Annotated in this window: 18 protein-coding genes; 9 read left to right on the top strand and 9 right to left on the bottom strand. The window is 42.0% G+C overall.

Features of this window, described 5'->3' with window-relative positions; translation table 11 throughout:
- Positions 1 to 10 precede the first annotated feature (10 nt).
- The 5 genes from MKX62_RS08750 to MKX62_RS08730 form a co-directional block, all read right to left on the bottom strand.
- Complete coding sequence (locus tag MKX62_RS08750) at positions 11 to 775, bottom strand: SDR family NAD(P)-dependent oxidoreductase (RefSeq protein WP_340741259.1); 765 nt, start codon at positions 773 to 775, stop codon at positions 11 to 13.
- A gap of 12 nt (positions 776 to 787) precedes the next feature.
- Positions 788 to 1,720, bottom strand: a complete 933-nt coding sequence (locus MKX62_RS08745; protein WP_340741258.1) for a 3-hydroxyacyl-CoA dehydrogenase family protein — start codon at positions 1,718 to 1,720, stop codon at positions 788 to 790.
- A gap of 76 nt (positions 1,721 to 1,796) precedes the next feature.
- On the bottom strand, positions 1,797 to 3,110 hold the full coding sequence (locus tag MKX62_RS08740; RefSeq protein ID WP_187046443.1) for a GntP family permease: 1,314 nt from the start codon (positions 3,108 to 3,110) through the stop codon (positions 1,797 to 1,799).
- Positions 3,111 to 3,141: 31 nt separating this feature from the next.
- On the bottom strand, positions 3,142 to 4,422 hold the full coding sequence (hisD, locus tag MKX62_RS08735; protein ID WP_067204627.1) for a histidinol dehydrogenase: 1,281 nt from the start codon (positions 4,420 to 4,422) through the stop codon (positions 3,142 to 3,144).
- Positions 4,423 to 4,512: 90 nt separating this feature from the next.
- A complete protein-coding gene (locus tag MKX62_RS08730; RefSeq protein WP_340741257.1) occupies positions 4,513 to 5,499 on the bottom strand; it encodes a LacI family DNA-binding transcriptional regulator in 987 nt (328 codons plus the stop codon).
- A 143-nt stretch (positions 5,500 to 5,642) separates the two neighbouring features.
- Here MKX62_RS08730 and MKX62_RS08725 point away from each other — a divergent pair, with 143 nt between their 5' ends.
- The 8 genes from MKX62_RS08725 to MKX62_RS08690 all read left to right on the top strand — a co-directional run bounded on the left by MKX62_RS08725 (position 5,643) and on the right by MKX62_RS08690 (position 14,914).
- Positions 5,643 to 6,809, top strand: coding sequence for a S1C family serine protease (locus MKX62_RS08725; protein ID WP_340741256.1), 1,167 nt, complete (start codon positions 5,643 to 5,645; stop codon positions 6,807 to 6,809).
- A gap of 114 nt (positions 6,810 to 6,923) precedes the next feature.
- Positions 6,924 to 7,625 carry a response regulator transcription factor gene (locus MKX62_RS08720; protein WP_340741255.1) on the top strand — a complete coding sequence of 234 codons (702 nt, stop codon included), beginning with the start codon at positions 6,924 to 6,926 and terminating at the stop codon, positions 7,623 to 7,625.
- Positions 7,622 to 9,037 carry a sensor histidine kinase gene (locus MKX62_RS08715; RefSeq protein ID WP_340741254.1) on the top strand — a complete coding sequence of 472 codons (1,416 nt, stop codon included), beginning with the start codon at positions 7,622 to 7,624 and terminating at the stop codon, positions 9,035 to 9,037. Before MKX62_RS08720 ends, MKX62_RS08715 begins: the two co-directional genes overlap by 4 nt.
- A 129-nt stretch (positions 9,038 to 9,166) precedes the next feature.
- On the top strand, positions 9,167 to 9,961 hold the full coding sequence (locus tag MKX62_RS08710) for a hypothetical protein (protein ID WP_340741253.1): 795 nt from the start codon (positions 9,167 to 9,169) through the stop codon (positions 9,959 to 9,961).
- A gap of 112 nt (positions 9,962 to 10,073) precedes the next feature.
- Positions 10,074 to 10,964 (top strand): peptidylprolyl isomerase, encoded by an 891-nt coding sequence (locus MKX62_RS08705; protein WP_340741252.1) that lies wholly within the window; start codon positions 10,074 to 10,076, stop codon positions 10,962 to 10,964.
- Between the two features lie 314 nt (positions 10,965 to 11,278).
- Positions 11,279 to 12,466, top strand: a complete 1,188-nt coding sequence (locus tag MKX62_RS08700) for a hypothetical protein (protein ID WP_340741251.1) — start codon at positions 11,279 to 11,281, stop codon at positions 12,464 to 12,466.
- Positions 12,467 to 12,506: 40 nt separating this feature from the next.
- Positions 12,507 to 13,742, top strand: coding sequence for a Zn-dependent hydrolase (locus tag MKX62_RS08695; RefSeq protein WP_340741250.1), 1,236 nt, complete (start codon positions 12,507 to 12,509; stop codon positions 13,740 to 13,742).
- A complete protein-coding gene (locus MKX62_RS08690; RefSeq protein ID WP_340741249.1) occupies positions 13,739 to 14,914 on the top strand; it encodes a M20 metallopeptidase family protein in 1,176 nt (391 codons plus the stop codon). The genes MKX62_RS08695 and MKX62_RS08690 overlap by 4 nt, the downstream gene beginning before the upstream one ends.
- Here the strand turns inward: MKX62_RS08690 and MKX62_RS08685 are convergent, their stop codons facing one another.
- Complete coding sequence (locus tag MKX62_RS08685) at positions 14,915 to 15,184, bottom strand: hypothetical protein (RefSeq protein ID WP_340741248.1); 270 nt, start codon at positions 15,182 to 15,184, stop codon at positions 14,915 to 14,917. It lies immediately after the preceding gene.
- Between the two features lie 59 nt (positions 15,185 to 15,243).
- Between MKX62_RS08685 and MKX62_RS08680 the strand changes: the two genes are divergently transcribed.
- Positions 15,244 to 15,786, top strand: a complete 543-nt coding sequence (locus MKX62_RS08680) for a hypothetical protein (RefSeq protein ID WP_187046433.1) — start codon at positions 15,244 to 15,246, stop codon at positions 15,784 to 15,786.
- 675 nt (positions 15,787 to 16,461) lie between these two features.
- On the opposite strand, the gene MKX62_RS08675 is transcribed toward MKX62_RS08680, so the two are convergent.
- The 3 genes from MKX62_RS08675 to MKX62_RS08665 form a co-directional block, all read right to left on the bottom strand.
- Entirely contained in the window at positions 16,462 to 17,679 is a 1,218-nt protein-coding gene (locus MKX62_RS08675) for an amidohydrolase (protein WP_340741247.1), read from the bottom strand.
- Positions 17,680 to 17,697: 18 nt separating this feature from the next.
- Complete coding sequence (locus MKX62_RS08670; RefSeq protein WP_340741246.1) at positions 17,698 to 18,309, bottom strand: small-conductance mechanosensitive channel; 612 nt, start codon at positions 18,307 to 18,309, stop codon at positions 17,698 to 17,700.
- Positions 18,310 to 18,451: 142 nt separating this feature from the next.
- Positions 18,452 to 19,159, bottom strand: a complete 708-nt coding sequence (locus MKX62_RS08665; protein ID WP_340741245.1) for a DUF5058 family protein — start codon at positions 19,157 to 19,159, stop codon at positions 18,452 to 18,454.
- Between the last annotated feature and the right edge of the window lie 178 nt (positions 19,160 to 19,337).

The raw sequence follows: 19,337 nt of genomic DNA, 5'->3' as shown, positions 1-19,337 counted from the left end.
CCTTTACCTTTTAGATTGCTGTCCATCCACCATCTACTTTAATCGTTTCACCTGTAACAAAATTTGATAGGTTCGATGCCAAGTAAAGAACCGCTCCTGAAATATCTCCCGGTTGTGCCAATTTGCCTAAGAGAATTCGACTTTCTACATCATTTTTAAATGCTTCATCTTCAAACATTTTAGTCGTCAATTCTGTTTCAATAAATGTCGGAGCAACGGCATTTACATTTATTCCACTTTGCGCCCATTCGACTGCCAACGCTTTTGTCAGTTGAACCGCTCCACCTTTACTTGCACAATACGCCGCCCTATTATAATAACCAACAAAAGCCATTTGGGATACGATATTGATGATCCTCCCACTGCGTTGCGGAATCATGTAAGTAGCGGCTTCCTGACTGCAAAAGAACGTAGATTTTAAATTTGTATCGAGCACTTGATCCCAATCATCTTCCGTCACTTCTATCGCCGGTTTAGCGATATTAACCCCCGCATTGTTCACCAATACATCTACCGTTCCAAATTGGGCCGCTACCTCATCAACCATCGCCCGAACCTGCTTGATATCCTTTAAGTCCGCTTGAATCGATTTACATTTCGTATTGTATTGGTGTAATTCCACTAGCGTGTTATGTAGTGCATTCTCATCTCGACCTACGATAACGACATTCGCTTTTAGTTCAGCGAATGTCCGGGCAATTTCTTTTCCAATACCCTTACTACCGCCCGTTACAATAACCGTTTTGTTTTCTAAATCTGAAAAGTATGGTTTCATATTAGCATCCTCCTACTCTTTCCGATCGTTTTTTAGGAAGTGAATAAGCGTTTTCTCCCGCTCTGCATTGATTGTTTCAGAAGTTTCTTGATCCCACATATAGAATCCTTCACCACTCTTATCACCGAATTTCTTTTGATTGACTAGATTTGATAAGTGAACTCCCGATTTACTTTCATTGCTAAGATCTTCAAACAAGTAATTTGAAATCGCAGAGAAAACGTCAAGGCCTCCCATGTCCGCAGTCATTAACGGTCCCGTTATCGGCAAGCGTCTCCCAATGCTATACGTTACAGCTGCATCGATGTCTTCTTTCGTCGCAACACCTTCATCGAGCAGCGATTGTGCCTCGCGGAATAAAGCATACTGCAGCCGGTTCCCGATGAATCCCGGGACTTCTTTGTTTATCAAAATCGGCTTTTTATTCATTTCGTTCAATAAATTCATAGCACGCTCAATCGTTTCCTGATCAGTTTTCTCTCCTTTAACCACTTCGACAAGGGGGATTAAATGTCCCGGATTCCAAAAATGTGTAACGATAAAACGATTCGGGTACTCCATTTCTACCGCTAAAGAAGTTGGCGTAAATCCAGACGTATTACTCGCAAGAACAGTATCTTTACCACATATTGCTTCAATCTCTTTATACAATTCCCGCTTCATTTGACTATGCTCTGGAATGACCTCAATTATAAATGTTGCCCCTTGTACAACCTCTTCTAATGAAGTTGAAAATTCAATGCGCATACGAATTTCCTCAGCCATTGCTTCATTAAATAAATCATTGTGTACCATCACCGTTAATTTATTGCGAAGCCCTTTGTCTGCTGTTGCTAGGTCTTGTTCATTCATACCAGAGATTTTGACTTCTATCCCTGCCCACGCTGCTGATAGCGCAATTGAATGTCCCATCGTGCCACAACCGATGATTGCTAGTTTTTCCATAACGGTCTACCTCCATTTTTCGATATGATAAAATACCCAACAAACTATAACAATTAGCTTGTTGGGTATCTATTACTTACATGCCTAATGAGAATAATACGACAGCTAACACGACGCCGAGTATTGGTACTATGACCGTTAATGCGCCAAACGCAGGATATGCATCTTTATGCGTTTCGCCAGCAATTGAACGAATTGTCGTTACAACATAACCGCCCTGTGGCAATGAATCCAAAGAGCCTGAAGAAATTGCGACCACACGGTGTAACGCATCCGGATCGACACCCAAATCTAAATAATGCGGTGCAAGCAACGGTAAAGCAATCGCCTGTCCACCTGATGATGATCCAGTTAAACCTGCAATAACCGCTACTGCAAGTCCTCCTCCTATGAGAGGACTGCCTGGTATAGCCGTCATAAAACTAACAGCATCACCAAACGCGGGCGTTGCTTTTATGACTCCGCCAAACCCTACAACCGCGGCTGTATTGGCAATTGCAATAACTGCACCCATTGTTCCTTCTGAAACCGCTTTCCCAAAGTTCGAGAAATACTTTCTGTTGATTAAATACGTTGCGATTACACCACTCGTAAGAGCAACAATTAACGCAGATGTCCCCAATGAGTTATGGAATATAAATGAGATAATCAACACAACAAGTAAGGGAATTACACTTAACAATGGACTCGGTAAATGCTCCCTCACCTCATGATGATCCGTTTCTCTATCAACAAAATGTTCGCCTTTTGCCAACGCTTTTGAAATCATTTTTTTCAGCCACCAATAGCCGAAGATCGCCATAAATGCAGCTACAATTGCACTTACTTGCCATCCAGCATATGCAGTTGTTCCAAGGAACTCAATTGGAATCCAGTTTTGAATTTCTGGTGAACCCGCAGAAGTCATGGTAAACGTTGTAGATCCAAATGCTAATGTCGCTGGGATGAATCTTCTTGGTAAGTTTGCTTCTTTAAACAAACTGATGGCCATTGGATAAACAGAAAATGCAACGACGAATAAACTAACTCCCCCATACGTCAGGATTGCACAGGCGATTACAACAGCAAGAGCTGCCCGTTTCATGCCAAGCTTGCCTACAATCCATTTCGAAACACTTTCTGCTGCACCGCTATCTTCCATAACTTTACCGAAAATTGCTCCAGTCAAGAACATTAAATACCATGAGCCGATGAAACTTGAAAAACCGCCCATATAATTTGTTACAAAGTTAGCTATCCCTTCATCCGGTACTCCCGGAAATAATGGAAGGCCACTTAATAGTGCAACAACGAGCGCTGACAGCGGAGCAGCAATTAGTAAGTTCATGCCCTTCATTGTCAAATAAATCAATAATGCTAGTCCCCCAAATAACCCTATCATCCCTAACATCGAATCGCCTGCCCCCTCTGCAGAAAAGAAATTATGCTTTCTTTCCGTACCTTCTTACTCGTAATAACGCTTGTTCAGCATGACCTGCAAAGTTCTCCAATTGACAGAGACGCGCTGCATATTCGCCGATATAAGCACTCGCTTCAGGTGTCACTTTTTGGTACGTTACCGTTTTGATAAACTTACCTACCCATAGACCGCCAGTATAACGAGCTGCACCTTTTGTTGGTAATGTATGATTCGTTCCAATCACTTTATCGCCGTATGCAACGTTCGTTTCAGGCCCTAGGAATAGACAACCGTAATTTGTCATGTTTTCTAAGAAATAATTCGGATCTGCTGTTAGAATTTCAACGTGTTCAAACGCTAGTCGGTCGGCTTCTACAAGCGCTTCTTCAATGCTATCCACTAACAGGATTTGGCCGTAATCATCCCATGAAACGCGTGCAACGTCAGCCGTTGGTAATACTTTAAGTTGTCTTTCGATTTCTTCTACAGTTTCATAAGCAAGTTTTTCCGAAGTCGTAATTAAGGCACCCGGAGATGTTGGACCGTGTTCACCTTGTCCAAGAATATCCGTAGCAATCATTTCAGCATCTGCTGTTTCATCCGCAACAACTAATGTTTCAGTAGGTCCAGCAAACAAGTCAATTCCTACGCGACCAAATAGTTGTCTTTTTGCTTCTGCCACGAAAGCGTTTCCAGGCCCGACAATCATATCGACAGATTGGATCGTTTCAGTTCCAATCGCCATAGCAGCCATCGCTTGAATTCCACCTAATAAATAGATTTCGTCCGCACCCGCCAAATACATTGCCGTGATTGTTGCATTCGGGATTTCACCGTTAATTGGCGGCGTGCAAGCGATTACACGCTTGACACCAGCAACTTTTGCTGTCAACACGCTCATATGAGCAGAAGCAACCATAGGGTAACGTCCACCAGGAATATAACAGCCGACGCTGCTTACAGGGATATTTTTATGCCCTAAAATAACGCCTGGAATGTTTTCTACTTCTACATCGTTCATTGACGCTAATTGCGCTTCTGCAAATTCACGAATGTTCTTTTGAGCAAATTTAATATCTTCGATTACTTCCGCAGGTACTTGCGCTACGATTTCTTTAATTTGTTCTTCGGTTAATCTGAATGCCTCAGGCGACCATTTATCAAATTTCTCGGAGAACTCACGAACCGCTTCGTCTCCTCTATTCTCAATTTCTTGAATAGCATTCGCTACAATTTTCGATACTTCAAGATTGTTTTTAGTCAATTCTTCTTGTGATTTACCAGCTTTCAATACTCTAACCATTTTATTTCCTCCTCTTTCTTTCTTGCATACGTATGCAAAGCACTTTATAGGTAAAGAGTATTTCAAATACTCTAGGAAGTCAACCTTTTTTTATGTCGTTTTACGCTCGATTAAAATCCCATTTACCTCTATATTGTCAGCAAAACCTGTGTACTCCTCTATTTCCGACATTAAATAACTGACTGTTTGATTTACCATTTCATTAATCGGTTGTGCCCAAGTCGTTAGACTATACGTCGGCCACGAAGCCATTTCAATATTATCAAACCCAATTACTTTCGTAGCTTCCGGAATAGCAATCGAACTTTCACGAAGTGCATCCAACACGCCTAACGCCATGATATCGTTCGCCACAAAAAATGAATCTGGAATTCCATTTTCATTTATCACTTGCTGGGCAATTTTATATCCGCCCTCATATGTATAATCCGATCCAATCCTTTTCAGGGCAATGTTATTTTTCGTAAGAGCTTCAGTAAAGCCTTGTTCCCGCTCTTTACTTGTCGATGTATTTTGATTCCCTGCAATATAAATGATATCCGAACTACCTTTATCAACAAGAAATTGTGCAATTTCCTTACTTGCCTCTAAATTATTACAACACACAGAGTAAAAATCATTACTCGCGATTTTTCTGTTAAAAAGCACCAAAGGAATTTTATATCTTTTAAAGTCTTCTATAGCATTTAAAGACAGTGACGCGTCTGTAATAATGACACCTGCAACATTATAATTAAATAAAATATCGATATCTTCTTTTTGTATTTCGTCATTATTCGTGTATACAAACATAATGCTATAGCCCAAACTTTTAAAGGTCGTTGTAAATTGCTTTAAAACTTGAGGATAAAAAGGATTTTGAATACCCTTCATCACTATACCAACGATTTTCGTTCGATTCGTAATTAAACTCCTCGCCAACTCATTTGGCCGATAGCCTAATTCTTTCGCGGCAGCTAGCACCTTTTCCCTTGTTTTCGCAGACACTGTGGCACCTTCAAAGTAAACTCTGGACACAGACGATTGAGATACGCCCGCATGTTTTGCGACATCCATCGCAGTAATTAACTTTTGCACTTCACTCACACCTTTGGAATCATATTATTGATTCAACTATACCCTCAAAACAGCTACTTCATCAATCGTTAACTTCTTGGTAATAGTTTGTTCATATCTGCCAACTAGAATAAAGAGTATCAGATGAAACGGGAGGAATTATCATGGAGACAGAAAATAGAAACAAACCGGGTAAACGATTTTTAGCAACACTAGGAGCAGGTGTTATTGGTTCGGTATTAACGTTAGCGGTCGTAGTCAATACAGATCTACTACAAGGCGGTTCCGCTGAAGTGGTACCTGTCACTACGGATACGGTTCCCTATAATGTACAGCAAACAAGCACTAAAGATATACCGTCACTTTCCGATATGGTAGAACAGTCTTCCGGTGCAATTGTCGGGATTGTCAATTACCAAAAAGGGAATAATCCTTTTTCACAGCAAGCTGAAAGTACCAAGAGCGGTTCCGGTTCGGGTGTCATTTATAAAATAGAAGGTGACAAAGCATTTATCGTGACGAATAACCACGTCATCGAAGGCGCAGAAAAGCTTGAGGTTTCACTTGAAAGCGGAGAGACAACAACGGCTACGCTCGTTGGAAAAGATGCACTAAGTGACCTTGCTGTCCTAACTATCGATGCGAAGTATGCACACACTTCCCTAGAATTCGGCGACTCCGATAAACTTCGTGCAGGAGACGATGTCATCGCCATCGGTAATCCCCTTGGCCTCGACTTCTCCGGTACAGTAACCCAAGGGATTGTTAGTGCAGTCAATCGGTCCATCAACGTGAAGACTTCTGCGGGCGAATGGGAAATGAATGTAATCCAAACGGACGCAGCCATTAACCCCGGGAACAGCGGTGGCGCACTCCTCAATGCAGCAGGACAAGTCATTGGCATTAACAGCTTAAAAATTTCTGAAAGTGGTGTCGAAGGACTTGGCTTTGCGATTCCAAGTAACGAAGTCATTCCATTAATTGAAGAAATGACAACAAATGGACAAGTTGAACGCCCATATATCGGGATTGGACTTGCGGATCTTGATCAGGTGCCACGGACCTATTTGCAAGGTCTTCCGAGTGAAATTAAAGCTGGCGTGGTAATTGCAAATATTGATCCTGAATCTGCAGCAGGAAAAGCGGGCCTCGATGTAGAAGATATAATAACAGCGATTAATGGTACTGAAGTGAAGAACTCAACAGAGCTACGGAAGTTCTTGTACACGAATCTTGCTGTCGGTGACAAAGCAACATTTACGATTTATCGCGGTTCCGAGTTGAAAACGGTTGACGTTTTACTTACGAGCAATGTATCCACGGCAAATTAATATATTCGTCCAAACACCTCTCCTTCATTCCATGGGAGGGGTGTTTGCAGTTGCTAATTTCTCGTTTTCGATTTACCTTGAAAGGAATGGCAGTGCAACAGGAGGCGTGTTTTAGTGAGAATTTTAGTAATTGAAGACAATGAAAGTGTATCTTCCATGATTGAGCTATTCTTCTTGAAGGAAGAAATCGATGGTTCATTCATAAAAAATGGTTTGGAAGGGTTCGAAATTGCGAAGCAAGGCGGCTGGGATTGCATCATTATCGACTGGATGTTGCCTGGCATGGATGGTATTTCGATTTGCCATAAACTACGGTTAGCAAAAATTGCTACGCCCATTATTATGCTAACCGCAAAAGATGGTGAATCAGACCAAGTGCTCGGACTTGAAATGGGTGCAGATGATTATGTCACAAAACCCTTCAGTCCACTGGCGCTAATGGCTCGCATTAAGGCGGTAACACGCAGGTATTCAACGCTGAAAGACAAACCACTGCAAGATGGCGTCGTCGAAACCGCCCATTTTAAGATTAACCTCAACACACGTGACGTATTGCTCGATGGAGTACGAATACAAAACCTGACTCCAAAAGAATTCGATCTACTATACCATTTTGTCCAGCATCCGAAACAAGTTTTCTCACGTGAACAATTGCTGGATAACGTGTGGGGATATGACTTTTACGGTGATGACCGAACTGTCGATGTGCATATCAAACGGCTTCGCACGAAAGTCTCAACGGATGAACAACCTTTTTTCCATACTGTTTGGGGCGTCGGTTACCGATTCGACGAAACCATAGGTGACTCAAAGTGAAAGTAAAATACTTATACCAGCAACTTGTCAGTCACTTCAGCGTAATCGTCATTGCATTTTTATTATTAAGCTTGCTATTTTCACACTATATCGAGCGATTTGTCTATGCTAATAAAACAGAAGAACTTCAGACATATGGGCAATCTATTTTACGAGACATCCAACAAGACCAGCGAAGTTCTGACAGGATCCTAAAGTCTTATGGACAAGTCCTAAATGGTCGGGATATTCAATATAGTTTATTCGACGAAAACTCGGCCATCATTTATTCGACAGGCATAAAAACGCCCCTCATTAGTTTGAGTGAAAAAGAATGGCACGATATTAAAAATGGTCAACCTGTAACTGTGAAGCAGGATTTCAAACGATTCAACGAAGCCGTCACATTTGTTCTACTTCCCTATGTCCAAAACAATCGATTTGTCGGCGGTATACTTTTGACGTCACCCATAAAGGGCTCACGTGAAGTTATTTCTCAAATGAATACTTATTTGCTTATTACAACATTCATTGCACTGACCATTTCGCTTCTTCTCAGCTGGATTTTATCGACTTTTCACGTTAGGCGTATTAAACGGCTTCAAGATGCAACTTCTGCCGTCGCACAAGGTGATTACTCAGTACGCATCCCCTCCTCGGATTTTGACGAAATCGGTGAACTTGCGGGTGATTTCAACGAGATGGTTGAAAAGTTGGATGCCTCAATGGAGGAAATTGAAAATCTCGAAAACAGGCGTCGTCAATTCATGGCCGATGTGTCACATGAATTACGAACACCCCTTACAACAATAAGAGGCATGATTGAAGGACTAAAAAATAATATGATTCCTGAATCTGAAAAAGAAAAGGGATTGCAACTCGCCACTAATGAAACGTTGCGACTTATCCGTCTGGTCAATGAAAACTTGGATTACGAAAAAATCCGCTCCAACCAAGTCACACTCTTTAAACAGGACATCCAGCTCGTTGAACTATTAGAAATCATCAAAGATCAGCTCGATGGCGTTGCGGCGGAACGAAATAACGAGATTTTTGTGGCTGTAGACCCAAATATATTGGTGTTTGCAGATTACGACAGACTCACCCAGATATTGATCAATATCACAAAAAATAGTATCCAATTCACCGACAACGGTAGGATCTATCTTCGCGGTTATATGAGCAATACAAACTGTATCATTGAAATCGAAGATACAGGTATTGGGATTGACCCTGATGATGTCGAGAAAATTTGGGGTCGTTTTTATAAAGCCATTGTATCTAGAACAACGAATCCATACGGCGAATTCGGACTTGGCTTGTCGATTGTAAAAAGTCTCGTCATGATGCATAACGGCGCAATCGATGTAACAAGCGAAAAAGGAAAAGGTACAAAATTTACGCTGTCGTTCCCTGTACAAAATGAAAACTAAAAATCTGTTTTAGCTGCTATGCATTGTGCATAGCAGTTTTTTTAATATCTCGTTCATACGCCTGTCATAATTCGTTCATATTCTTCGGGCATACTAAAATTAATCAGTTCCATGAAGGAGGAAAATAAAATGAAGAATAATGCAATGAAATATGTTTTAGCAACCGTATTGACTCTCGGTGTAATTGGGTCGGTAACTGCCTATGCGAAAGAGGACAGCGAGACGACGAAAAGCTCCCCTTCGTTCGAACATAAACATGGTGATCAAGGAGATGCTAAAAAGTTTATTTCGGAGAAGGCAGAAGAACTTGGTATTAAAACTGACGGCAAGGACACGAAAGTAATTTTCGAAGAAGTACAAAAAGCCATGACCCTAAAACACGCGAAAGAACTAGGCATTGATACTGAAGGTAAAGAAATAAAAGCCCTTCAGAAAGAAATTTGGAATGCGAAACTTCAACTAGCAGCTACAGAGTTGGGCATTGATGCAACTGGCAAGGACGATGAAACTTTAGCAAAAGAAATTCGCGAAGCACAAATTACGAAAGAAGCAAAAGAGCTTGGTATCTCCACTGTTGGCAAAGAATTCAAAGCACTTGCAAAAGAAGTTGGGCAGGCTAAAGTATTAAAAAAAGCAAAAGAACTGGGTATTGAAACAGATGACAAAGAAATTTTCAATGCTGCTGAAAAACTTGGCATCGATACAGCGAACAAATCCGCACGTGAACTAATGAATGAAATCCGTACAAATTACACCGACAAAGTTGAAGATTTGGACTTGTTCCCTTCTAAGGTAGAAAAAGACTTTTTCTTCGATAGACCACGTGATGGTAAAGGAGAACATTTTGAAGGTCGACGTGACCATGACAAAGACGACAATGGGGGGAAATCACAAGTACCAGAAAAAAGTAATACCCAAGAATAAAAAGACTGAACGAAAAAACGAATCTGTTTTTTCGTTTTTTTATTCTCCGTAATAGTTTGTTCATATTTCTCCTGTAGAATGAAGTTATATCAAACATTGGAGGAATTAAAAAATGCGTAAAAAAAGGTTATTCCCATTGTTAGCAGTCAGTCTACTCGCAATTATTCTAACTGTCACAACAGGCTGCTCAAAAGATTCAAAGGCGGCAGATGAAACTGTTGCAACTGTCGGTGATGAAAAAATTACGAAAGATGAATTATATGAAGTTCTCGTTCAATCTGCTGGAAAAGAAGCACTTACTGCAATGATTGACGATAAAGTCGTTGCACTTGAGTTGAAAAAAGAAAAAATCTCTATTTCAGATAAAGAAGTAGATGCAGAACTTGCAATATATATCGAAAATGCAGGTGGACAAGAAGCGTTTGACGCAGCACTTAAGCAGAATACAATGACTGAGAAAGAATTCAAAGAGAATATTATTGACTATTTATCTATCCGAAAAATAATTGAGCCACGTATTGAAATAACTGACGAGGACATCAAAGCGTACTTCGAAGAAAACAAAGAGTCCTTTAACGAGGAAGAACAAGTCGCAGCCAGCCATATTTTAGTGGAAGATGAAGCCACAGCGAAAAAAGTTGCGAAGAAACTTGCAGCTGGTGAGGATTTCGCAGCACTTGCAAAAGAATTCTCAACAGATACAATGAGTGCAGAAAGTGGCGGAGAATTAGGCTTTTTCCCACGTGGTAAAATGGTAGCCGAATTTGAAGAAGCAGCATTCTCCATGAAAGTTGATGCAATTAGCGACCCTATAAAAACAGAACACGGTTATCATATTATTCATGTAACCGATAAGAAAGCAGCAAAAGCTGCAACATTTGATGATCATAAAGAAGAAATAAAAGGACTATTACTAGAAGAAGGTGTACAAGCAGAGTACGTTAATTGGTTAGATGAAGTAAAATCAGACTATAAGATTAAGAATTCGTTACTCACAGAATAAGTTAAATATCGAAAAAACGGACTCCCTTCAATGCAGAATGATAGATACTGCGTTGAAGGGTTTTATTATTCGTTCTGCTTACATAGTTAAACGAATAATAAAACCCTTCAATATGCTGTACATACATAACAATTTGATTCATTTCAGATGAATTTCACCTACTAAAATAGTCGATTTACTACAACTTGCTAGAAAGCGCTTTCACTCACTCCCTTCGCGATATATTATATACAATGTATAAATTTCGCTACTATTCGACAGAATTTTATGCTATTCTAATTAAAATTCTATATTGTCTGAAAGGGGAGAATACTATGTCTCAAATGCTAGCTTTAGTTATCTTGGTCGCTATTTTATATATCGGAGATGTCGTCTCTGTCCGGACGAAAGCGTGGATTCCATCCGTTTTCGTCTGCGCTGTCCTCTTCCTGCTAGGTTATTGGACGTTTTTCCCGCAAGATATTGTTTCGATTGCCGGTGTACCGCCTACTGTCGCATCAATGATGATTTATTTACTCATTACCAATATGGGTACATTGCTATCACTTCAACAACTGAAAGAACAATGGAAAACCATTTTAATTTCCCTTGCTGGAATTTTAGGGATTATCGTTGCTCTATTCGGAATCGGCACAATGCTATTTGGTATTGAAACAATTATCGTTGCAATTCCACCTCTCGTCGGCGGCGTTGTATCTGCGTTGATCATGTCGGAAGGCGCTGCCAACGCCGGACTCGCAACATTGGCTGTATTCGCGATTGTCATTTACGTGATGCAAGGCTTCGCGGGTTATCCTCTTACGTCAATTGTTCTTAAAAAAGAAGGTAAAATGCTTCTTGAAAAGTATCGTAAAGGCGAACTGAAGGAACAAAAGACCGGTACTCAAGCTTCAGTTTCAGAACGACATGAACTTAAGCTATTTAAGAAGATGCCGGATAAATTCAATACAGACTACTTTAAGTTTTTCCGACTCGCACTCGTCGGATTCCTTGCGTATCTCGTTTCTACATTGCTGGCACCTATCGTGGTAATTAGTCCTTATGTGCTTTGCTTATTGTTTGGTATTATTGCAACAAGTATCGGCTTTTTGGAACGTCACGTACTGCAAAAAGCAAATGGGTTTGGATTAGCAATGATGGCACTTATGCTGTTTATCTTTGACGGTTTGAAAAAAGCGACACCTTCCATGATGATGGAAATTTTGTATCCACTCGTCGGCTGTATCGTATTGGGCGTCGTCGGTATGTACATCTTCTCGTTGTTCATGGGGAAAGTACTGAAAGTCAGTAAAGAAATGGCATTTGCTGTTTCGTTAACTGCGTTATACGGCTTCCCAGCGGACTATATTATTACCAACGAAGTCATCAATTCATTAACGGAAGATGAAAAAGAAAGAGAAGCACTGACAAGTCACATGTTACCGCCAATGCTCGTCGGCGGATTTATAAGTGTCACGATGGTTTCGGTTATCCTTGCGGGCCTCTTCGTCGGATTCTTGTAATGAGCTAATTTAGAAACTAATCAAACGAGGAGGACTAGATATGACAGCCAATCAACAACGGATTGAACAACATATCGAATTGTTGAGCCGATTTACAGCTACACCAGGTGCGGGTGTAACGCGGCTTACATATAGCCAAGAAGATTTACAGGCTCGGAATTATATTAAAGAAAAAATGGTGGAGTACGATCTAACAGTGACGGAAGACGGGTTCGGCAATATCTTCGGCAAGCTTGAAGGAGCTTTACCTGACGCACCTTCCGTTATCGTCGGCTCTCACTTTGACTCTGTTCCAAATGGTGGCGCGTATGACGGTGCTGCAGGTGTTGTTGTCGGATTAGAAGTGGCTGCACTGTTCAAAGAGAACAATCTTAAGCCAGCCTACCCGCTTGAAATCATTGCGCTTGTTGAAGAAGAAGGTTCCCGTTTTGGCGGTGGCCTAATGGGCTCACGTGGGATGATGGGTTTATTGACAGCAGAAGATTTCAAAACACTTGCTGATAAAGATGGCGTTTTAGCAGTAGATGCGATGGCAGATATCTCGGTCAACCCAGCGAATGAGAAAAAACGAGATCCGAAAACGATTAAAGCCTTTCTAGAGTTGCACATCGAACAAGGCCCTATTCTCGAGGAGACAAACATTCAAATTGGTGTCGTTGAAGCAATTGTTGGACTGACTCAATTAGAAGTGACTGTACAAGGCCAAGCTGGACATGCCGGTACAACACCAATGGATCGACGCTCCGATGCACTCGTTTCCGCGGCACAAATCATTGCCTCCCTGCCAGGTATTGCAAGCGGTGAAGGTCAAGGAACGGTCATTACAACGGGTCGATTGAATGTCTTTCCGAATGGCGCAAATGTTATCCCAGATAAAGTTGTCTTCAGCGTAGACATTCGTTCAGGTAAAGAAGAGCATGTATTGAATGCAGTTCGCAAAGTGGAAGAATTGATTGTACAACAAGATGGCAATGGTATTCGCACGTCAATTGAACAGCAACTCTACATTGAACCGAAAGAACTCGATAGCAGCATCCGCTCTTTATTAAAAGAAGCGAGCGACCATCTTGAAATTCCTTATTGTTCAATTAATAGCGGTGCGGGCCACGATGCAATGGTATTCTCAGATTATACGGCTTGCGGAATGGTGTTCATCCCAAGCAAAGACGGGCTAAGTCATTGTCCGGAAGAATGGTCGGATCCAGGTCACCTTGCAGACGGCACGACTATTATCTATGAAGCGGTAAAGCGATTAACGGAGGCTAAAATAGTATGATCAATCAAAAAATAAAAGAAGCTATCACAAACTATAGCGACGAACTGACGGCACTGCGACGCAAATTACATAGCGAACCAGAACTGTCGTTTGAAGAAGTAAAAACAACAGCGTTCGTTTGCGCCTATTTAGATGAACTCGGTATTCCCTACCGCAAGACGGAACCTACAGGCGTTATTGCTGAAATTAAAGGCGCGGCGGGCGGCAAAACAGTCGCACTGCGCGGCGATATGGATGCACTCTCTGTTGAACAATTAAACACGCATGTACCTTATGCTTCCAAGATTGAAGGAAAAATGCATGCATGCGGCCATGATGCACACACATCGATGTTGCTAATCGCTGCAAAAGCATTATCCGATGTGAAAGATGAACTGCCCGGTAACGTACGCCTGCTCTTCCAACCTGCAGAAGAAATTGCACAAGGCGCAAAAGCGATGGTCGATCAAGGTGCCATGGACGGCGTCGACAATGTTTTCGGCATCCACATTTGGTCGCAAATGCCGACGCATAAAGTTTCTTGTACACCAGGGCCCTCATTCGCTGCAGCTGACATTTTCAAAGTCCACTTCACAGGTAAAGGCGGACATGGTGCCATGCCTCAAGACTGTATCGATGCAGCACTCGTTGCTTCTTCGTTCGTCATTAATGTCCAGACTGTCGTTTCACGGACGATTGACCCGCAACAAGCAGCGGTCCTGACTGTCGGTAAAATGGAGGTCGGCACGCGTTTCAACATTATCGCTGAGAATGCTCTGATTGAAGGAACCGTTCGTACGTTCAATCAAGACGTCCGCGATCAAATCGAAACAAGCATTTCACAATACGCCAAAAGCGTCGCTGACATGTTCGGCGCAACTGCGGAAGTTGAGTATATTCGTGGAACAGAACCGGTTATCAACGACGAAGAGAGTGCGAACCTTGTTCAACAAGTTGCAACTGAAGCATTCGGTCCAGACGTTGTCTATGATGAAAAACCGACGATGGGCGCCGAAGATTTCTCGTTCTTCCTCGACAAAGCGCCCGGCAGTTTTGCACTTGTTGGTAGTGGAAATCCTGAAAAAGATACGGAGTGGTCGCATCACCATGGCAACTTCGATATTGATGAAGATGCGCTCGTTACTGGAGCAGAACTATATGCGCAGTATGCATGGTCTTATTTGAATAAGTGATTAATTGAAGGAACGGAAAAGCTGGTTTGGCTTTTCCGTTTTTTTGTGCTTGGCGGTGATAATAGGCTCGATGGCGGTGATAAACCCCATTGAGTCGGTGATAACACGCTCGATGCCGGTGATAAACACAGTTGTGTCGGTGATAACACGCTCGATGTCGGTGATAAACACAGTTGAGTCGGTGATAACACGCTCCATGCCGGTGATAAACACAGTTGTGTCGGTGACAATATACTCCGCGGCGGTGATAATCTTGTTGCAGTTAGTCATATAATCGGTGTGCTATGATAAATCTACTCACTACAACTCGATTGAAAAGAGGTGTTCCTATGAATTTCATTGCTTGGACAATCGTTGCGTGCGAAATTGGTTTCTGGGTCGTCATTGCTCTCGGACTTATCACCCGCTATATTTTCAAACGCGAAAAGCTCGGTTTTTTCTTCCTTGCTTTGACACCAGTTATCGATTTACTATTACTCATCGTCACAGCAACTGATCTATACAACGGGGCAACCGCAACACAAGTGCACGCAATCGCGGCAATCTATCTCGGGTCTTCTATCGCGTTCGGCAAAAGCATAATCCGCTGGGCTGATGAACGGTTTCGTTACTACATTCAAAAAACGGGCACAAAACCGGTACGTAAAGCCGGATTTGAATACGCTCGACACTCGATGAAAGGCACATTGCAGCATCTGCTCGCTTATATTATCGGCGGAGCTTTCCTTGTCGCAATGATTTATTTCATTGGGGATCCAGCAAGGACAGAAGTACTATCCTCTACTTTGAAAGTATGGGCACTCGTTCTCGGGATTGACTTTGTCATTTCTATTTCGTACTTCATCTGGCCGCGTCCAGAGAAAGTTAAATAAGCTAATTGCAAAAGCCGATCTTTTCGAAAGATCGGCTTTTGCAATGAAGTTACTTATTTTTGTTCTAATCGTTTAATAGTACTCCAGATGCCTAGACATACTTCGGTTTTTATAAGGCATATGATCGGATGTGCGGGGGTTATGATCGGGTCACTTGTTATATGATCGGCTGCATGGGGTTATGATCGGTTCGTCTGTTATATGATCGGACGCTCACCGGTTATGATCGGTTCGCCTGTTATATGATCGGACGCTCACCGGTTATGATCGGTTCGTCTGTTATATGATCGGACGCATGGGGGTTATGATCGGGTCGCCTGTTATATGATCGGACGCTCGTGGGTTATGATCGGGTCACTTGTTATATAATTAGATGCACCAGGGTTATTATCGGGTCACTTGTTATATGATCGGATGCATGGGGGTTATGATCGGGTCGCCTGTTATATGATCGGACGCTCGTGGGTTATGATCGGGTCACTTGTTATATGATCGGTCACACCAGGGTTATGCTCGGTTCACAAGATATATGATCGGCCACACCGGGGTTATGCTTGGTTCACAACATATACGCTCGGACGCACTGAGGTTTTATGATCACCCATTCTTTCACCAAAGGTCAACTAGTTTCCAAACAAAAAAACCGACCTATTCAATTGGCCGGCTTTCGTCTCATTAACCAATATCGTAATAACTACAGACAACTTCAGCAACAGATTTTGCTGAAACCAGAAGGGCATCTTCATCAATATCAAATTTCGGGTGATGATTCATGAACGCCCTTTCTACGCCTTTAGGTTTGCAACCGATATTAAAGAAAACACCTGGGACTTTTTCCAAGTAATACGCAAAGTCTTCTGACCCCGAAAAGACGGGGAATTCCACTACTTGCTTGATATCGGGATCATCTGATTTTTTCAAAATGGAGACAACTTCTGCAGTCACCGCTGGGTCATTATAAAGCGGCGGATAATCAGCCGTATACGTCAACTCGCACGTGACGTCAAACTCCAGTTCAATGCCGCTAACAATACGATGAATTTCCCGGGAAATTAACTGCTGGGTATCCTCATTCATATACCGGACATCACCTTCAAGCTCTATGCTATCTTTGATAACATTAAACGAACCTTTTCCGTCAAATGAACCGATTGTAACAACACCCATTTCAAACGGATTTAAACGCCTACTGACAATGGTCTGGATTGCCGTTACAAAATGAGCACCTGCAATAATCGGATCGTTCGACTGATGCGGGGATGATCCATGACCGCCACTTCCTTGAATCACCAATTTAAAATACGTTCTCCCCGCCATTGCAAAGCCGCTGCGATAACCAATCGTACCTGTTGAATGCGAAGGGAATAAATGCGTCCCAAAAACCAGATCCAAATCATCTAGCACACCTGATTCAACAATACTCTTTGCTCCACCCGGCGGCGTTTCCTCCGCATGTTGGTGAATAATTTTAATTGTACCCGCAATCGATGATTTCATCTGAATGAGACAATCCGCAAGAATTAACATGTACGCGGTATGCCCGTCATGTCCACATGCATGCATCACGCCGTCATTTTTCGATTTGAACGGAACATCTGTCGCTTCATGAATCGGCAACGCATCAAAGTCAGCACGGAGTCCGATTGTCTTACCGGGCTTATCCCCTTTAATTGTTACGATGATTCCATATCCATTGCCAACATTCGTCTGCACTTCTACATCTTTTCCTTTATAAAAGTCAGCGATATATTGTGCAGTTTTTTCTTCTTTAAAAGACAGTTCTGGATTCTCATGTAAAAAGCGTCGAATTGCTATCATTTCATCTTTACGACTTTCTAGCAGTAGCATTAATTCCTTTTTCGTCTCAATTACTTCTTCTACTCGTTGACTCATAACTAGTAGCTCCCTTTATTATTCTGCTGCCTTTTTATTTTTTAACTTCTCAAGAAGTATACAAGCAACGACTGTTCCTAGTATACAAAGAAACGTTTTCATTGAAGCCGGCACCGGGCCCAAGTTAACCAGTAGTCCAAAAGCCAATCCAACGATGCCCCATAGCGGTTTCTTAATGGCAAATTGAGCAATAACACCACCAAAAATGGCTGGCAGGACAAACTGGAAGCTAGCGGTCAATGTTGCCGGCAACAGTGCAATTAGATATGAACCGAAAAGAATCGCGAACACAAGAATGACTGTATTGACGATGGAAGCCGCTGCTATAGCGAGCGTTGCTGTTACTTCCCCTTTTTTCGTCCCAGGTTCCGCACCGACTACACTTTGAGCAATTGATGCACTTGGCAGACACATATTACCTATATTGCCAGTTAAAAAAGCAAGATAAGTGCCCGAAACACCCAAAATCGGATAATAACTAATTGGCTCAATAAACCAGACTACCGCAATAATCGATGCATAAGCAAGGAACCCGGACAGTATTGGTGACCATCCCGGATGAAAATCAAGACCAAACGATAGATAGAGAGGCAAAGCCAACGTCAGTACGATAACACTCCAAATCGTCAAGCGTCCTCAAAAATGTGATTTAGCATGAAACGTTGCAAAGTCGAGTGTTGCATCTGTCTCGTCCGTCCGTAAATCCCCTTGCATCATCACTTCAGTTTCCCCTTCATTCATAATCGTCATACCGTTTCTCCTGCCTTCCTCGTTAAGTTAGTAACAGTCCTATTGATAACCCCACAACAATCACTAATCCGAGAGACCATTCTCTTAACCAATTCATTTTAAACTTATTAGAAGCCCATATGATAACCGGCATGACAAGAAATGCAGCTATAAATACCACCGTCTCATTGATCCCTTTTATCATTTGCCCTGCACCAAAATAACCAAAAGCCCCTATCATTGCTGCAGTCGAAACAATACTCAACAGTTTAACATTGTTATTTTTTCTCGAAATTTTCTCTTGAAACTTACCTAGTGATTTCGTGAATAACGCAGTAACCAATAACCAGCCCATTCCACCAAGACACATGACCCAAACTGCAGTCGTGAATGCTTGTTCAGTAAATGTCGACGAACCCAGTTCCGAGCCGGCCGCCTGTGCTCCTAGACTCGCGCCGACCGTTTCGATTGGTGCCGATCCGACGATACCGATTCGCATGAGTGTAACCGGATTTCCAAGGAAAGTAATTAAGGAAATCGCGACGATAATAATTGCAAAAGAAGGCCCTAACGAACTGATTGCCCCCGTCCGCACGACCGACCTCACCTCCAAAGTTGTCAGTCCAACAGAGGGAGCTGTTTTTGAAGCAAGCCTGATGAAGACAACTGCTTGGAATATAACAATACCAATGACGAGAGCCGCAATAATCCATATTGGGAAGCTGTTTGCTACTTTCAAAACTTGTTCCATCTTCTTTCCTCCTCATTACGTTTTGTCACCAGCAATTTTATACGGTTACTATTTTCGTATTACAACTAATTCATAGGGTAAATAATAAAGCGCTCACATTGTTAGAATTTTTAATCTTTTCAATTTATGTTCATTACTATACACTGGAATTAGTGTGATAACAATGTTCATTCATACA

The sequence above is a fragment of the Sporosarcina sp. FSL K6-5500 genome, assembly GCF_038005665.1.
Lineage (GTDB): Bacteria > Bacillota > Bacilli > Bacillales_A > Planococcaceae > Sporosarcina > Sporosarcina psychrophila.
The sequence above is the reverse complement of the archived record's forward strand: the minus strand, read 5'-3'. Positions and strand labels throughout refer to the sequence as shown.

Bases quoted from the DNA above. Each gene is read 5' to 3' on its own strand.
- MKX62_RS08710 (WP_340741253.1), top strand. From the start codon at position 9,167: ATGAAGAATAATGCAATGAAATATGTTTTAGCAACCGTATTGACTCTC.
- MKX62_RS08685 (WP_340741248.1), bottom strand. From the start codon at position 15,184: ATGACTAACTGCAACAAGATTATCACCGCCGCGGAGTATATTGTCACC.
- MKX62_RS08700 (WP_340741251.1), top strand. From the start codon at position 11,279: ATGTCTCAAATGCTAGCTTTAGTTATCTTGGTCGCTATTTTATATATC.
- MKX62_RS08750 (WP_340741259.1), bottom strand. From the start codon at position 775: ATGAAACCATACTTTTCAGATTTAGAAAACAAAACGGTTATTGTAACG.
- MKX62_RS08725 (WP_340741256.1), top strand. From the start codon at position 5,643: ATGGAGACAGAAAATAGAAACAAACCGGGTAAACGATTTTTAGCAACA.
- MKX62_RS08675 (WP_340741247.1), bottom strand. From the start codon at position 17,679: ATGAGTCAACGAGTAGAAGAAGTAATTGAGACGAAAAAGGAATTAATG.
- hisD (WP_067204627.1), bottom strand. From the start codon at position 4,422: ATGGTTAGAGTATTGAAAGCTGGTAAATCACAAGAAGAATTGACTAAA.
- MKX62_RS08665 (WP_340741245.1), bottom strand. From the start codon at position 19,159: ATGGAACAAGTTTTGAAAGTAGCAAACAGCTTCCCAATATGGATTATT.
- MKX62_RS08745 (WP_340741258.1), bottom strand. From the start codon at position 1,720: ATGGAAAAACTAGCAATCATCGGTTGTGGCACGATGGGACATTCAATT.
- MKX62_RS08740 (WP_187046443.1), bottom strand. From the start codon at position 3,110: ATGTTAGGGATGATAGGGTTATTTGGGGGACTAGCATTATTGATTTAT.
- MKX62_RS08690 (WP_340741249.1), top strand. From the start codon at position 13,739: ATGATCAATCAAAAAATAAAAGAAGCTATCACAAACTATAGCGACGAA.
- MKX62_RS08695 (WP_340741250.1), top strand. From the start codon at position 12,507: ATGACAGCCAATCAACAACGGATTGAACAACATATCGAATTGTTGAGC.
- MKX62_RS08705 (WP_340741252.1), top strand. From the start codon at position 10,074: ATGCGTAAAAAAAGGTTATTCCCATTGTTAGCAGTCAGTCTACTCGCA.
- MKX62_RS08680 (WP_187046433.1), top strand. From the start codon at position 15,244: ATGAATTTCATTGCTTGGACAATCGTTGCGTGCGAAATTGGTTTCTGG.